This window comes from Corynebacterium sp. TAE3-ERU2 (assembly GCF_019209955.1).
Taxonomy (GTDB): Bacteria; Actinomycetota; Actinomycetes; order Mycobacteriales; family Mycobacteriaceae; genus Corynebacterium; species Corynebacterium megadyptis.
On record NZ_JAHUTL010000002.1, the window covers coordinates 184,249 to 199,744 of the forward strand.

12 protein-coding genes are annotated in these 15,496 nt (G+C 61.0%); 9 read left to right on the top strand and 3 right to left on the bottom strand.

Features of this window, described 5'->3' with window-relative positions:
• The first annotated feature begins 396 nt into the window (after window positions 1-396).
• From KRX12_RS03780 to KRX12_RS03805, 6 genes are all read left to right on the top strand, one after another.
• Window positions 397-1,782, top strand: coding sequence for a sugar transferase (locus KRX12_RS03780; RefSeq protein ID WP_255549013.1), 1,386 nt, complete (start codon window positions 397-399; stop codon window positions 1,780-1,782).
• A gap of 87 nt (window positions 1,783-1,869) precedes the next feature.
• Complete coding sequence (locus KRX12_RS03785; RefSeq protein WP_218365788.1) at window positions 1,870-3,288, top strand: polysaccharide biosynthesis tyrosine autokinase; 1,419 nt, start codon at window positions 1,870-1,872, stop codon at window positions 3,286-3,288.
• 4 nt (window positions 3,289-3,292) lie between these two features.
• The gene (locus KRX12_RS03790; RefSeq protein ID WP_218365789.1) at window positions 3,293-4,561 is read left to right on the top strand and encodes a polysaccharide pyruvyl transferase family protein; all 1,269 of its coding nucleotides are present in this window, start codon (window positions 3,293-3,295) and stop codon (window positions 4,559-4,561) included.
• A 3-nt stretch (window positions 4,562-4,564) separates the two neighbouring features.
• Window positions 4,565-6,079: a hypothetical protein gene (locus KRX12_RS03795; RefSeq protein WP_218365790.1), complete on the top strand. Its 1,515-nt coding sequence runs from the start codon at window positions 4,565-4,567 to the stop codon at window positions 6,077-6,079.
• Window positions 6,076-6,888, top strand: a complete 813-nt coding sequence (locus KRX12_RS03800; RefSeq protein WP_218365791.1) for a WecB/TagA/CpsF family glycosyltransferase — start codon at window positions 6,076-6,078, stop codon at window positions 6,886-6,888. Before KRX12_RS03795 ends, KRX12_RS03800 begins: the two co-directional genes overlap by 4 nt.
• Before the next feature lie 4 nt (window positions 6,889-6,892).
• The gene (locus KRX12_RS03805) at window positions 6,893-8,335 is read left to right on the top strand and encodes a Coenzyme F420 hydrogenase/dehydrogenase, beta subunit C-terminal domain (protein ID WP_218365792.1); all 1,443 of its coding nucleotides are present in this window, start codon (window positions 6,893-6,895) and stop codon (window positions 8,333-8,335) included.
• 8 nt (window positions 8,336-8,343) lie between these two features.
• Here the strand turns inward: KRX12_RS03805 and KRX12_RS03810 are convergent, their stop codons facing one another.
• Window positions 8,344-9,645, bottom strand: a complete 1,302-nt coding sequence (locus KRX12_RS03810) for a hypothetical protein (protein ID WP_218365793.1) — start codon at window positions 9,643-9,645, stop codon at window positions 8,344-8,346.
• Between the two features lie 79 nt (window positions 9,646-9,724).
• Between KRX12_RS03810 and KRX12_RS03815 the strand changes: the two genes are divergently transcribed.
• On the top strand, window positions 9,725-10,270 hold the full coding sequence (locus KRX12_RS03815) for a low molecular weight phosphotyrosine protein phosphatase (protein ID WP_218365794.1): 546 nt from the start codon (window positions 9,725-9,727) through the stop codon (window positions 10,268-10,270).
• Window positions 10,271-10,426: 156 nt separating this feature from the next.
• The gene (locus tag KRX12_RS03820; RefSeq protein WP_218365795.1) at window positions 10,427-10,747 is read left to right on the top strand and encodes a hypothetical protein; all 321 of its coding nucleotides are present in this window, start codon (window positions 10,427-10,429) and stop codon (window positions 10,745-10,747) included.
• A gap of 2 nt (window positions 10,748-10,749) precedes the next feature.
• On the opposite strand, the gene KRX12_RS03825 is transcribed toward KRX12_RS03820, so the two are convergent.
• Entirely contained in the window at window positions 10,750-11,121 is a 372-nt protein-coding gene (locus tag KRX12_RS03825) for a PH domain-containing protein (protein ID WP_218365796.1), read from the bottom strand.
• A gap of 1,742 nt (window positions 11,122-12,863) precedes the next feature.
• The gene (gene ychF, locus KRX12_RS03830) at window positions 12,864-13,949 is read right to left on the bottom strand and encodes a redox-regulated ATPase YchF (RefSeq protein WP_218365797.1); all 1,086 of its coding nucleotides are present in this window, start codon (window positions 13,947-13,949) and stop codon (window positions 12,864-12,866) included.
• A gap of 122 nt (window positions 13,950-14,071) precedes the next feature.
• Between ychF and KRX12_RS03835 the strand changes: the two genes are divergently transcribed.
• The gene (locus tag KRX12_RS03835) at window positions 14,072-15,487 is read left to right on the top strand and encodes an AI-2E family transporter (RefSeq protein ID WP_218365798.1); all 1,416 of its coding nucleotides are present in this window, start codon (window positions 14,072-14,074) and stop codon (window positions 15,485-15,487) included.
• The last annotated feature ends 9 nt before the right edge of the window (window positions 15,488-15,496 follow it).

A 15,496-nucleotide genomic window follows, 5' to 3' on the forward strand; every position in this document is an offset into this window, starting at 1 on the left:
TGCTAACACCTCGGATAAGTGATCCCGCGCTTTACAGCCAGCATCATTTACCCTCACCTTGGGGTGCCCTAAGCACTCGGATACGCAGCCTCTATGTACCCACAGTGGGGCTATTCTGGGCGTTTTCCACCCCACGCGCAATGCCCATTTATGGCAAAAAATTCAATACGTCACACTGAGCTGAAACTTTGACATGTCTGAGTAAATTTTCGATAAGATCACCGTGTTCCACATCCGCACCGTCTACAACGTTTGGTGGCCGACCACATGCTTGACGCGATACGGTCTGTATCGACGAACAGGAAGCCCTCGCCTACAGAAAATTATTCCGAGCCTGTCCCTTCGCGGCTGAGCATACGTCAGGCCCAACACAGTCTGCGCCAGCGCATAGTGATCATGGATGCGGTGAGCGTGGCCATAGCCGTAATCTGCGCGGATTTAGTGCGCTTTGGCACCCGCGATTCTTATGCCCAAGCAGGCGCGCAACAAATTCCCTACCTGCTCATCACCCCCTTGATCGCCATTGGATGGTTCATCACCCTGCGCATCATCCAGGCCGCCGATGAGCGCGTGATCGCGGATGGTGCGGAGACCTATACGCGGGTGCTCCACTCCACCTTCATCGTCTTCGGCCTGATCTCCATCACGAGCGTGCTCACCGAAACCGATCTCTCTCGCGGCTATCTCTTCGTGGCCCTCTCCCTCGGGCTGACGCTACTTTTCCTCACCCGCTGGTTCTGGCGGCGGCGTTTGTGGCGGAGCTACATTAAGGGGCGCTGCGAGCGCCGCGTAATTGCCGTCGGCAGCTCCACCCTCAGCGAGCTCCTCAACACCGTTGTCAGCAACCGGACCACTCCATGGCGCATCGTGGGCCTGTGTACCACCGGCGCCGCCGAGGAGCTCCAGCAGCTGCCGGGGGTTACCTCCTCCACGCCGACGGTATCGAGCTGGCGCGATATCAAACACCTCGCGGAACGCACCGGAGCCGATACCGTCGCCATCGCCGGCGCGTACACCATCGGCTTGCAGGGTATGCGCGAGCTCAGCTGGGACTTGGAAGAACTCAATGTGGACATCTTGGTGGCACCGGGCATTATCGACGTCGCCGGGCCGCGCATGATGATGCGCCCTGTGGCGGGTATCCCGCTGATTCACGTCGATAAGCCGCGCTATCGTGGCGCCAGCAGGCTGGGCAAGCTGCTGCTGGACAAGATCGGCGCGTTCCTGCTCATTCTGCTCTTCTCTCCCCTGCTGCTGATCTGCGCCCTCGGAGTAAAGCTCACCAGCCGCGGCCCGGTGTTCTATGTGGCCGAGCGGCTCGGGATGAATAACGAACCCTTCGGCATGATCAAGTTCCGCTCCATGGTCGTGGATGCGGACAAGATGAAAGACAAGCTGCGGGAGCAGAATGAAAGCGATGGTGGGGTGCTCTTCAAGATGAAAGACGATCCCCGCATCACACCCTTCGGTAAGTTCTTGCGCCGCTTCAGCTTGGATGAACTTCCCCAGCTCTTCAATGTTCTCGGCGGCAGCATGAGCCTGGTCGGTCCTCGTCCACCACTGCGCGAGGAAGTCATGCAATACGATCCCTTCGTCGCCCGCCGTATGCTCGTCCGCCCCGGTATGACTGGGCTATGGCAAGTCTCGGGCCGGTCCAATCTATCGTGGGAGCAGTCCGTACGCTTGGATCTGTCTTATGTTGAAAACTGGTCGCTGTTGGAAGACATCCACATTTTGTGGAGCACCCTGCGTGCTGTGCTCTCCCGCGACGGCGCCTACTAGCCCCCTTTTCCGACGGTGCGCCCTGCCCCTCCTCGGCCCACCACCTGCTGCCCTAGCCCACCGAAACATCTGTCAAGGACGCCCTTCATGACTTTCACTTCATTCAAGAGTTTCTTTTCTCACCGTTGGTGGATCATCCTGCTGGTGATGTTGCTTGGTATCCCCGCCGGTCTCGGCGTCTCCTATCTGCGGGAGGATCGCTACGTCTCCCAAGCCACGGTGTATATCTCGGTGAACCAAGCCACCGGCGAGGCCGCCAACCCCTACCAGGCCAGCTTGACCTCGCAGCAGATGGTGAAGTCCTATGCGGAGCTGGTGACCAACGCCGCTGTCACCAACAAGGTGGTTGATCGTGTGGTGCCGCCGATTTCCCGCAAGGAGGTGGAGCAGGCGCTCTCTGCCAGCGCCAATGCCAATTCGGTGCTGCTGGAAATCTCCGCCACCACCGACCAGGCGCAGCTGTCCAAAGACATCGCCGATGCCACCATCGAGGTATTCACCAACATGGTGAAAAAGACCTCCACGCCCGAGGGTCAGTCCCTGCCTACTATCTCCGCGAATGTGGTGGCACCTCCGTCACTGCCGGAGGAACCGAGCAACCCCAGCCCCGTGGCCTTCGCCCTCGCCGGCGCTTTCCTCGGTCTCGCGCTCGGCCTGCTCATCGCCCTGATTGTGCACATGACCGACCGTCGTCTGCGCACCCACGATGACGTCGCCGAGATCACCACCCTGCCGCAGCTGGGCACCATCCCCGAGGACAAGCACATCAGCGAAAACAAGCAGATCGACTTCAGCGGCGGCTTCTCCCGCACCGCGGAGTCCTTCCGCACCCTGCGCACGAACCTGCAGTTCTGCGCCATCGATAGCAACCCGCGGATCATCCAGATCACCAGTGCGCTCGCCGGCTCCGGTAAGTCCATCACCGCCCTCAACCTAGCCGCCTCGCTGGCTGAGCAGGGCGAGAAGGTCTGCCTCATCGAGGGCGACCTGCGCCGCCCCCGCCTCACCGAGTACATGGAGATCGACGCCCCTGTCGGTTTGACCAATGTGCTGCGCCGCGAGATGGACCTCGAGGATGCGCTTATCGACGACGCCTCCGGGGTGACTCTCCTCGCCTCCGGTCCGATCCCGCCGAACCCGGCCGAGATCATTGGCTCCAATGCCATGTCCGAGCTGCTGCAGCAGCTCAAGGACACCTACGACTATGTGATCGTGGATTCAGCACCCGTGCTGCCGGTCACCGACGCCGCGCTGCTGGCCCGCATCGTCGATGGCACCGTGATGATCGCCCGCTGGAACACCACCACCCGCGATAACCTCACCTCCTCTATCGACGCCCTCGAGAAGGTCAACGCCCAGCTACTCGGCGTGGTGCTCAGCCGCACCGTGGAGTCCGGCCGCAAGTCGGACTACAACCACTACTACGACCGCGTGGACGAGGCGAAGAACACGGAAGAAAGCAGCGAGGAAAACTCCGAGTCCTCCACCCCGAAGACGGAAAGCTAGGCCTGTGGCATCCACCAAAGACCGCATCATCAGCGTGCTTCCCCAGCCCGTATTCCAGCTGCTTCGCCGCGGCCGGGCCACGGCGCTGAACCTGCGCGATCACGACCGCGCCCTGGCCGGCTATAGCGCCAGCGATCAGCGCGTCTTCTCCGCCCACCCGGCGGAGCACTCGCAGCAGCGGCGCGGCACCGTGCTCATCGCCTCGACAGGCGTGGCCAATATCGGCGACCAAGCCATGCTCACCGCCGCCTTGCAGACAGTGCCTGGCCCGGTGACTGTGGTGGCCAAGCCTGAGGCGACCTACACCATCGAGCGCGAGGACGTCACCGTCCTCCACGCCGCCGATGCCTTCTATGGCCATGGCCGCGCCCGCGCCGCTGCGGTAGAAACTCTCGCCGAGCACATCGCCCAGGCGGAACATCTCTGCATCATTGGCGCCGATATCATCGATGGCGGCTACCAGCGCGGCGTGGCATATAAAACGTGGTCACTGGCCCGCGCCGCCGCCGCGGCCGGCTATGACACCCGCATTCTCGGCTTTAGTTGGGGCACTGCAGTAGACGAGCAGGTCAGCTCCATCGCCCGCGCCGCGCTCGCAGCCGGGGTACAGGCCTGCTGCCGCGACAGCATCTCCTATCAGCGCTTCCGCGCCGATACTCAAGCGGCCGGCGACTGCGAACATGTGGCCGATGTGGTCTTTAACCTGCCCACCGCCACGGCGCCGGCAGCTGCCGCCCCCACCCAGCCCTATACGCTCATTAATGTCTCGGGCCTGATTTCTCATCGCATGGATCAGGTGCAGGATTATCTGCAGGTATGCCGCTACCTATCGAGCCACGGCCGCGAGCTCGTCTTCATCCCGCACGTGGCCAATCGCGGCGGCGACGACCGGCAGGCTATTCGCGAGGTCACCACGGCTCTTGATTCCGAGCAGATCCCCTATCGCGTCCTGCCTGATCTTCTCTCCCCCGCCGAGGTGGCCCAGTGGGCAGCCGGCGCGGAGAGCGTGGTCACCGGCCGGATGCATCTCTCGATTCTCAGCTTCTCCAATCTCACTCCCGCAGTGGTGCTCGGCACCCAGGGCAAGGTGGAGGGCTTGGTCTCCGATCTGGAGCTGCCGTGGCTGCTGGTGGAGCCGCGCCCGGGCATGGGCGGAGCCATCTGCGCCGCCCTAGAGCGCATCGCCAGCGACCCCGAGGCTGTCCAGGACACCCTGCGCACCACGGTGCCGCAGCTACGAGAGCGGGCGGCTGAGAATTTTAGGGGGCTATAAACCGTGGCCCAGCACACCTCCGTGCTCGTCAACCGCGAGCAGCAGGACATCACCAGCGTGGTGGCGCAGGAGTTGCTGCGCTTCGGCAGCTCCCTCGTGCTCGTTCTGGTGCTCTACGGGGTACCGATGCTGCTCTTCGCCAATGGAACCATCATCGAGTCCGCCGTGATGTCTTTGCTCTTCGTCAGCATTGTGGCGTTGCTGCTCTCGCTGCTCTCGCCGATGACGGCGCTGCTGGTGGCCATTTTGGCCGCGGTATTTCAAAACGCCATTTTGGGAGTGCTGCACGATGGCTCCGGCAATATCACCGTCGTGATCAGCGAAACCAAAACCATCATCGCGTTCATCTTGGCCGGGGTGCTGCTGCTCAAGGCCGTGTATCTCCGCCGCTCCACGCTTCCGCTCTTCCTCACCGCTGTGGTGTTCGGGCTATACACCATCGGCCACAATGCTGGCCTCGACGCCAGCTTCGCGGCCAATGCCCGCAATTTCCTCGGGCCTGTTCTGCTCATGCTCGCTCTGGCCGCCTATACCCCTGCGGCTCGAGCACTGCCGCGCGTGCAACTCTATGTCATGGTCTGCACCCTGTCGGTGGTGCTGGTGCTCGGATCACTGCTGGAGTATGCCATCGGCTCGCGCCAGTGGAAGGCGCTGCTCAATGTGGAGCACATCGCGGGACTGAACGCGCTCTCGGAGCAAACGATCGTTTTCGGCCGCACCGCCACCCGTGTCGGCGGCTTCCTCGTGGAACCCATCAACGCCGGCTATGTGGCCAGCTTCGTCTTGATCTTCGCGCTGATCGAAATCATCCGGCAACTCTTTGTCTGCGAACGCCCGAACGGGCTGGCCCTTGGTGCGCTGGGAACCTCCGCGGTGTTTTTGATCATCACCATTTCTCTGGCCGCCACCAAGAACTCCATTCTGGTGGTCACCACCGGCATTATCGCCTATGTGCTGCTGCTGTGGTGGCGCAACCACCGGCATTGGGCTTTTTGGGCTTCGGTGGCTATTGGCACGGTTCTCACGTTCGCCTACACCACCATGGTCAAAGGCCCCTCCTACATCGTGAATGTCTGGACGAACCCGGTGGGCACCTCCGGCGGCGAATCCTCCAGTATTCACATCGCCGGGCTGCTCAGCGGGCTGTATTCGATCGCCGATAATCCCCTCGGTTTCGGTGTGGGCAGCGGCGGTAACTTCTACCGCCTCTACAACCCCGAGATCCCCCGCCAGTTGTGGCTGGAATCCGGCGGCGAAAGCGCCATCGGCACCTTAGTGTTCCAGATGGGCATCATCGGCCTGCTGCTGCTGGGCTACGCGATCTACCTCGTCTTGCCGCGGTTGGATACCACCGGCGTTGCAGTACTCGCCGCGTGGTTTGCCGCCGCGCTCTTTTCCGAGGCCACCTTCGGCTCTATCGTGACCGTTCCGGCACTCGCCTTCGCCGCCTATCTCTCGGCCCACTCTGATCCCGCCCTCCCCCAGGGCGCATCCACTAAGAACGGAGATCCCGCATGACCGTCCTCCGCCGCCTTTGGGAGCGTATTCCGCGCGTTGCCGTCGATAAGCGCTCCGAGCATTCCCCCAGCATCAACGGCATCGCTGTATTTCGTGGCGATCTGGCCGCGGCCACCACGATGCTTCTCGACGCCACCCGCCCCTCTTCTCCCCTGCTGGCGATCACTCCCAACGTGGATCAGCTCAACCGCCTGATCAGCGATGAAAACTGGCGCGAGGAGTTTGGCTCCGCCGATGCGCTCTTTGTCGATGGCGCCCCGCTGCTTGCTCTTTTCCGCCTCCTAAAGGCCCACGATGTACACCGCGTTACCGGCGCGGACCTTCTGCCCGCGGTGGCCGCTGCGGCCGCCACGCAGGATCGCACCATCGCCGTACTCGGGGGACGCGATGATATCCGCGAGGCCGCAGTACGCCAGCTGCGCGCAGATAACCCAGGGGCCTCGATCCATGGCGTCTCTATTCCCTTTAGCGAGGATCTCACGGCCGCCCCTGAGACCATCGCGCAGCTGCGCGAACTCCAACCGGATGTGTCTTTTGTCTGCTTGGGCAGCCCGAAGCAGGAGCGCTGGGTGCTAGCCAATATCGAGCAGCTGCCCGCCGGCTGGTATGTTGGCGCGGGCGCAGCCGTGGACTTCGCCGCGGGCACCACCCAACGCGCCCCACAGCTGCTGCAAAAACTCGGCCTCGAGTGGGCCTATCGCCTCTCCCAGGAGCCGCGCCGCCTCGCGAAGCGCTACCTGGTGGTGGGCCCACTCTTCCTCGTTGTTATCGCCCGTGCCCTTGTCCAGTCAGCCCGAAAGAACAGCTAAATCTATGTCTACGCCCCGCACAGCTTTTAGCATCCGCGATGTCACCCAGCGCGACTTCTGCATCGGATGCGGCGGCTGCTCCATCGCTACCGAGGGCAGCATCCCCATCACGCTGTCTCGCGATGGACAGTATCGGGCAGGCGATCTCTCCGAGCATGCCGAGGCTGTGTCTGGGGTATGCCCCTTCAGCGATGACTCCCCCACCGAGGACGATCTCGCCGCCCCGCGCTATGCGGAGCACTGCAGCTACACCACCGCGATCGGCTATCACCGCGCCCTCTATGCCGGCCGAGTCCTCAGCGATGATTATCGCCTCGGTTCCTCCTCCGGCGGGCTGGTGTCTTTTGTCGCCGGCGCGCTGCTTTCATCCGGGGCTGTCGATGGCATCATCCACGTCAAGCGCACCTCCACAGACGAGGCCGATCAGCCGCTCTTTGCCTTCGGGATCTCCACCACCTTGGAGGAGCTACGGGCCCACCGCAAATCTGTGTACTACCCGGTGGAGTTTTCCCAGGCGCTCGCCAGCGCCCAGCGCGCCGGCGGCCGCTATGTATTCATTGGTATTCCCTGCCACGTGCGCGCCTTGCGGCTGCTCCAGCAGCGCGATCCGGAGCTGAGCGAGCTTGTGCCCTACACCATCGGTTTGGTGTGCGGGCATATGAAGACCACCGGTTTTGCCGAGTCGCTGGGCTGGCAGCTCGGCATCGAGCCGGCGAATCTGCGGGCTGTGGATTTCCGGGTAAAAGATCGCGTCGGCCCAGCCAATCGCTATGCCACCTCGGCCACCGATCGCGCCGGCCGCACCCGCACCAAAAAGACCTTCGAAATGCTCGGCACCAACTGGGGCCATGGCTTCTTCCAGCCCAAGGCCTGCAATGTCTGCGATGATATTTTCGCCGAGACCGCCGATATCGCCTTCGGCGACGCCTGGCTGCCCCGCTATGCCTCGGATCCGCTGGGCCACAATGTGGTGGTGGTGCGCAACCCCGAGCTACACGAGCTGCTCCTGCGCGCCGAACAGGCCGACGAGGTGTTTTTAGAGGAGCTCTCTGAGGAGGACACTCTCAAAACCCAATCCGGCAATGTGCGCCACCGTCGCATCGGCGTGGAAGTGCGCCTCGCCGACGATATCGCGGCAGGGCTTCCCGTGCCCCACAAGCGCGTCGAGCCCGGCTATGAGCACGCCGATGACAAGCGCGTCGCCCTCATCCGCCGCCGCCGCGCGCTCAGCGAGCTCTCTATTTCTAGCTTCCTGGAGGCCCGCGAGAAGAACTCCTGGCGCCACTTTCTCGCAGCCATCGGCCCCAGCGTGAAGGCCTATGACGCCCAGGGCGCACAGTCGCGGCTGGCCCGCATCCTGGCGCCGCTGCCACTGAGTATGCAGCTGCGGCTACGCACAGTGTTGATGGGTACGCGCACCCTGATTTCTCGGCTGCGCCGTAAGTAGGGACGCCCCTAGCGGGCACCCTTGCGGTGCTTCGGCTGGTAGCTCTCCGCGCCGGAGAGCTTGTGGATTGCCCGCCAGTACAGCACAGCGGTGGTAACACGGCTGAGGAGCCGGCCAATGAGCACGCCCACCACGCCGATGACGCTAAACAGCCCGAGGCCCACCACCACCATCACGGTGATGGAGACCAGCGAAGCGGGCACAAAATAGCGCTGCCCGTTGAGCATCACCAGCAGGCGCATGGCGGCAAAGACGTACACGATCGGCAGCGTGGCTACCAGCAGCACGGAAGAATAGGCGGCGACCGAGCCCACGGCCTCTGGGCCAATGCCACTCATGGCCACCACGAGGGCCACGCCCGCTCCCGGCAGGGCAATGGCGGCGACGGCGGCGAGGAGGCGTCGAACATCGCGGGCGAAACGTGCATAGGCCTCGCGATAATCCGACTGCCCGGCGGCATCCGCCCACCGCTTCATGCGCGGCAGAATCCCCAGCGCATAAGCTGCCTGGATGATGATGTAGGCAATCTTGTCCGCAAGCTCATAGAAGGTGATAGCGCCCTGGCCGACAGAGGAGATCACCGAACGCTCGATCAGCACCGATGCTTGAGTGATGCCATTGGAGCCGAATTGCTGATACAGCGACAGCGCGCCACCTGAGGCTTGCGGGGAAGAATCGGTGGTGTCGAGACCGGCTGCCGTGGCACTATCGATGGGTTCATCGGCGAGGAAGCGTCGTTGCGCTAGGGCGAGGACCACAACGCGCAGGATCTCCCCGAGCAGGAAGAACACCACCAATTCTCCGCCTTCGAAGGGCAAGACCAGCACCGCCACGATGAGCACGAGATAGCGCAAGCCCTGCGTGCTGAGGGGAATATAGCTGCGATCTTCCAAGATCAAACACGCCGATAGCGGGCTGGCGAAACACGCCACCAGCACCGCAACCGCCACCACCAGCAACCACACGCCCTGATCAGCGGGCAGGCCGCCGGTGAAGAGGAAGGCGATAAACGTCACCGCCGCCACTACTGTCACGCCGACCGCGGCGGGCACCGCCAGCGCCCGTACACAGCGCAGCACCGCGGAACGCACCGTTGCCCCCGTGCTGAGGGAGCGGGACAGCTCCGCCACGGCATAGGCTTCCGCGGCCTGGGTGACGATAGCCGTGCCCAAAATGCTCACGGTGAGCAGCACGATGACGCGGTCCGAGTCGGCGGCATCGAGGCGCAGCGCCAAGATAAAAGGAAGAAGCAACCCGGGGCCGAGCCCGAGCCCCATCGCGATGAGCTGGCGGAGCTTAGAAACTGTCACTGCGTCGCCTCGCTAGTCGCCACGTCTGCATACCTCCACTACTGCTGGCCGCGTTGAAGAGCCGTGTTCTAATAGGCCTATGACTCTCAAGATTCTGACAGTGTGCACCGGCAATATCTGCCGTTCCCCGTATATCGAGTATCGCCTCGCCCACGCGGCCGCAGCCGCCGGGCTCGAGGTACAGGTAGATAGTGCGGGCACCCAAGCAACTAATGGTACTCCCTATCATCCGCATACCTTAAGCCTGCTTGAGAAGCAGGGAATAGACGCCAGCCAGGGAAACTCGCGGTATCTCACGGCAGCCATTGCCCGAGATTTTGACCTGATTATCGCCGCAGCTGAGGACCACATTCCCGCAATCGCTCGCACCGCGCCGGCGGCGTGGCGGTCCTGCATTACTTTGAAGCATCTCGCGAGCCTTAACCCGGAGGAGATCCGCCCCAGAACCCCCATCATGGGCCAGCCCGAGACGAAACGAGTAGCCCAGAACGCCTCGGCTGGATCATTCAGCATCAGCGACCCCATCGGCCAGCCCCTCGCTGCTTTCGAGGCCATGGCCGCGAGCGTCGACGCCGCCCTCCCCCACGCCCTGCGGGTGATCGAGAAACTAGCGCCGGAAGAGTAGAGCACCCTGGGAGCGGGCGGGGCGGCTGAGGTGTGCTGGAGTTCCTCGGCGATCGGGACGGGAGTTCACACGCGGGGCGTCTGTCACGCACGGGGGTGAGTGTGGATCGTGTGGGGTGAATAGCTGGCATGTACGTGCGCAGCCTCTAGCCACAGGGTGGAACAGCACCGCCGGATAGTGGTGCCGGCTCCGTGGCTGCATGCCAGCTTTGGTCTGGGCGTATCGATGCGGTTCAGGCAACACAACGAAGACGTAATCAAGGCGATGATCACGCGCTGCGACAACAATACTGCGGTTTACAAGGTGGATTGTGACAGCGTCATCGCCCGCGAACTGCCGAATACCTCGACTGGAAAGGTCGGCAATGCAGAGGTTCGCGAAACTGCTTCGGAAAGCCTCGGGCAGCTCATTAAAATTAGACAAAGCCCACGCACGATTACTGCGCGTGGGCTTTCATTTTCTGCGGGGCGGTTCTAGCTCTACCCAGCTACCAATACCGCGTGCGAAATCAGGTGGTCGATCCGGCGGATATCGGCGTCGCGGCCAATCTTGATTTTGATCCGGCCGGCACGCGTCCACATCTCAATTTCTGCATTGAAGTCAAGAGTGCCGGCGTTTTCCGAGGACCACATGTTGATCGACGAATACGGTAGGGAGTACATCTCGACCTTCTTGCCCGATATCCCCTGCGCGTCACGCACGATGAGGCGCTTGTTCGTGAAGATCGCACTGTCCCGAAAGGTCTTGAAGGCGACCCAAGGCTGCTCGCCCTCAACCAGAATGGGCCCAATATCACTGGGAATTTGAATTTCTTTTACGAATGTCCATTGGGCAATTGGCGCGATTTCCATTAGCGTTCCTTTCTTCGCCGTTAACGCCGATGATACTACATCCGACCGACTGCGGGTGACGAGTTCGGTTAACCTACCGGCCACAGACCACACCAGACCAGAACCACCGACCCCATCACCCACTTATGGGGGAGCCCACAATTAGAGTGGGGCTTCGTTTATAGCACGGGAGTGGTGAGGCTTTATAAAGCCATGAAGAACCCCCCAAAACGAACTAACTAAACGCTTACCCGTAGCGAGCCAACTAAACGATGGGATGTAAAATCGAAAGATAAAGCGAACGTGTATTTGATAACCATGAGAACCTAGGTTAGACCAATCACTAAATCCACCACGTTCGCAGGTACGAAATCAATTCACTATCGTGCACGTCACTGATTTCATTTTGTCAACTATACCTCGTGTGATGGCGGTGACAGAGCCCAGCATCGTTCTTTGAGGTGGGACATCTATATCCGTCTCAAACACAGTAGATGGCATCGCGTTACCCCCAGCGAGGACTCTCATCTTTTCTAGATACGACTGGGAGCTCAAGGTTACTATCAGCGATCGTTTTCGTAGTAGAGTAGCGTCGATTATGCCCGATGAACCTATCTTGGTGACCGGTAGACTTGAAGCGCCTCTAATGGTCGCCCCTAGGTACTGTTCGCGCTCTTCATTTCCGTGGTTTTTATCGGAGTCCTTCATTACCGCTATTCGTCGCACGATCATCGACCGCAGGTCTATTACCTACACCTTCCATTTCCGCACGGTAAGATTAGCATGCGTGTGTCGACCTCGCCTTCCGCTCACGACGAACACCTAAACGTTAGTTCCGATATTTTAACCGGTTTTTTCACGGCGGTTCATGAAGCGAGAGGATGGACGACGGTGTTCTGTTCCTGCTACTAGGTGGCGCTGCCGATGATTGAGCCGTGTACTCGAATTAGGTCCGGCCTCGGCTTCTGTTATATCTTTCCGCGGCGCTTTAACGTATTTTTGCCGCGGTTACTCTCTAGCTTAATCCCCCGACTTGTAGACGCCGCATGAGTCTCGTCTAGCAATTCTAAATATCCGACTTAAAATTCTGTTTGGCAAGTGTCGTGTAGTGCGCTGTTCACGCCACTACGACCATCTGGGGTGTCCCCTACTCCTTGTATCGCTTATCGCGCGGAGGGCGGGAACACCGAGGAAGGTTTTGTACTTCGAAGGCACAGTTTCATCCTCGACATGGCCGGTCCCAGAGTTCACGGTGCAACCGAAGAGAGCGACTTCCTTGGGTACTGATGCTTGTTTGGCATATTGGCGCTGCTGACTGCCTCGCACCTTCTCGTTCTACCTCAGAATACCTCGCAGTGATTTAGATACGCGCACCCGGCCATCGTTGGACAAATTAGCGTCAGGTTTGGCTATGACTAGCACCAAAATACGGGTTCCGCCTCTGTCGAGAGGATCTTCAAGTTGCGCTATCTGTCGCGTATGACGGTCAAGGTCGTATCAGACACAGTCGCTCGGGCAGCCCGCTCTCACAGGAGGCAGGCCTGTGGTTATTCACGGAGCACTTTTATGCCCGTCCGCTCCACTGATCGGATAGACGCCACAGGTGTCATAAAATTCCCAGCCACGGAAGGTAGCGAGGACCCATTACTCACGCTGGCGATTGATCACCGGTCCGTCCATGAACCAATAGGAATAATTTTCGACTCTACCTGCGCCAACCGAGCTCATTCCTACCGCCAATCGTCGATGTGGCGTCACAGCACCTACACGTTGAACTTAAACTCCACCACGTCACCGTCAGTCATGATGTAGTCCTTGCCCTCTTGGCGCACCTTGCCGTGAGCACGGGCTTCTGCCATCGATCCGGCGGTAGCGAGGTCCTCGAAGGAGACGACTTCAGCCTTAATAAAGCCCTTCTCGAAGTCGGTGTGGATCACGCCGGCGGCCTGGGGCGCGGTATCGCCCTTGTGGATGGTCCAGGCACGGGCTTCCTTCGGGCCGGCAGTGAGATAGGTCTGCAAACCAAGGGTCTCGAAGCCGGCGCGAGCCAGAGAGGCCAGGCCCGGCTCGTCTTGGCCGACGCTTTCGAGCAACTCGGCCGCTTCTTCCTCATCGAGTTCGAGAAGCTCCGCCTCGGTCTTAGCGTCGAGGAAGACGCAGTCGGCGGGGGCGACGAGCTCGCGCAACTCCTGCTTGCGGGCGTCATCGCTGAGCACGTCTTCGTCGGCGTTGAACACGTACAAGAAGGGCTTAGAGGTCAAAAAGTGCAGCTCGCGGAGAAGGGAGAGGTCCACATCCCCAGATACGGATGCGGCGAAGAGCGTGCGGTCATCCTCGAGGATCTCCTGCGCCTTCTTCACCTCAGCCACCATCGGGGCCTTGTCCTTATCCTTCTTGGCTTCCTTCTCCAGACGCGGCAGGGCCTTCTCAATGGTCTGCAGATCTGCCAAGATCAGCTCGGTCTCAATGACGGAGATATCCGAGCGCGGGTCCACTGCACCATCCACGTGGATCACGTTCTCATCGGAGAAAGCGCGCACGACCTGACAGATGGCATCGGCCTCGCGGATGTTCGCGAGGAACTTATTGCCAAGCCCCTCGCCCTCAGAGGCACCCTTGACAATGCCGGCGATGTCCACGAAGGACACCGTGGCGGGGAGAATGCGCTCGGAGTGAAAAATCTCCGCGAGGGTGTTCAGGCGTGCATCGGGAAGCTCCACCAAACCCACATTGGGCTCGATGGTGGCGAAGGGGTAGTTCGCAGCTAGCACGTCGTTGCGGGTCAGGGCATTAAACAGCGTGGACTTGCCCACATTGGGCAGGCCGACGATTCCAAGTGTAAGGCTCACGAGGCCTAATCCTAACAGCCGCGAGGCTGGGTCTTGGTGAGGTGTGCGTCGATAAGCCTGCTCCACAACGGGCTGAGCGTTCGCGGTTTCGCACGAGAGGTTTTTTGGGCAAGATAAATGATGTGAGCACTTCCACTAATGACGGCAGCGACTCCGCCCGCCCAAAACAGGATCGCGCGGCGGACACCACGAGCCTGAACGATGAGGCGTCCAGCACCTTCGAAGCGCTGGAATCCGATCCCATCGATCGCTCCGTGGTGATCTCAGATCTGATTAAGGACTTCGCATGGTGGTGCGTGCGCATCCTCGTCATCTTCGCCACCGCGCTCGGGGCGGGCTGGCTGGCCACACAATTCTGGAAAGGCCTGCTTCCCCTCATCCTCGCCCTGCTCGTCTCCTCGGTGCTGGTGGGGCCCACGAAGCGGCTCCGCAAGCTCGGGGTGCCCGCTGGGCTGGCCGCGATTCTTGTGTTGCTAGCGGCGGTGGCGCTGCTCGCCGCGATTGTCTCCTTGATTGCGCCGTCGATGATTCGGCAGTCCCAAACGCTGTATCTCCAAACCTTGGAAGCAGTGCAGCGCTTCCAGCTCTGGCTGCAAGGACCGCCGCTGAACCTGCAAGAAAAAGACCTCACCGAGGCCTTTCAGTCCGGAACCAAATGGCTGCAGGAACAATCGGGCAATATTGCCGGCGAGCTCTTCGCCGGGCTAGGCGCGGCCGCATCCGTGATGCTCACACTCGTCGTGGTGTTGGTGCTCACCTTCTTCTTCCTCAAAGATGGCGAGCGCTTCCTACCCTGGATGCGTAGCTTCACCGGCCGACGCGTGGGCTGGCATCTGACAGAACTACTCTCTCGTATCTGGGTCACGCTGTCCGGCTATATCCGGGTGCAGGCGGTGGTGTCGTTCATCGACGCCTTCTTCATCGGCCTCGGGCTGGTAGTGGTGGGCGTTCCACTGGCGCTGGCCCTTGCCGTGCTGACCTTTCTTGCCGGCTTTATCCCCATCGTTGGTGCTTTTGTTGCCGGGGCGCTCGCCGTGGTGGTGGCGCTGGTCTCACTCGGCATCAAGCAGGCCATCATCATCCTCATCATTGTGCTGGCAGTACAGCAGCTTGAGGGAAATGTGTTGCAGCCGATGCTGCAGTCCAAGGCGATGAACCTGCACCCGGTGATCGTGCTGGTATCCGTGACCATTGGCGGTAGCCTATTCAACATTATCGGCGCCTTCCTCGCCGTGCCCTTCGCGGCAACCGTGGCCGTTATTTTGCGCTATATCTCGGATGTAGTCTCGCTCCGCTCCGGCGAGAAACGAGCCGAGGATATTTCCTTCATCACCCAGCAGGGCTCTATCTCCGGCAAGCACACCGAGAAAGAAGCCCGCGAGCGACGCACCCGCCTGCCCCTCCCCCTGCGCTTCAGCAGCAATGATGGCAGCGATGATGATAGCGACAACGACAACACCGACGCCGCCGCGAAGCGCTCGCACCGCGACGCCCCGAACTTTATCGCCAATTTGTTCGACAATCGCTCGAAAAAATAGCACCAGTGT

Coding starts and splice junctions, on each gene's coding strand:
- KRX12_RS03805 (WP_218365792.1), top strand. CDS start 6,893: ATGTCTACGCCCCGCACAGCTTTTAGCATCCGCGATGTCACCCAGCGC.
- KRX12_RS03785 (WP_218365788.1), top strand. CDS start 1,870: ATGACTTTCACTTCATTCAAGAGTTTCTTTTCTCACCGTTGGTGGATC.
- KRX12_RS03780 (WP_255549013.1), top strand. CDS start 397: ATGGATGCGGTGAGCGTGGCCATAGCCGTAATCTGCGCGGATTTAGTG.
- KRX12_RS03815 (WP_218365794.1), top strand. CDS start 9,725: ATGACTCTCAAGATTCTGACAGTGTGCACCGGCAATATCTGCCGTTCC.
- KRX12_RS03800 (WP_218365791.1), top strand. CDS start 6,076: ATGACCGTCCTCCGCCGCCTTTGGGAGCGTATTCCGCGCGTTGCCGTC.
- KRX12_RS03825 (WP_218365796.1), bottom strand. CDS start 11,121: ATGGAAATCGCGCCAATTGCCCAATGGACATTCGTAAAAGAAATTCAA.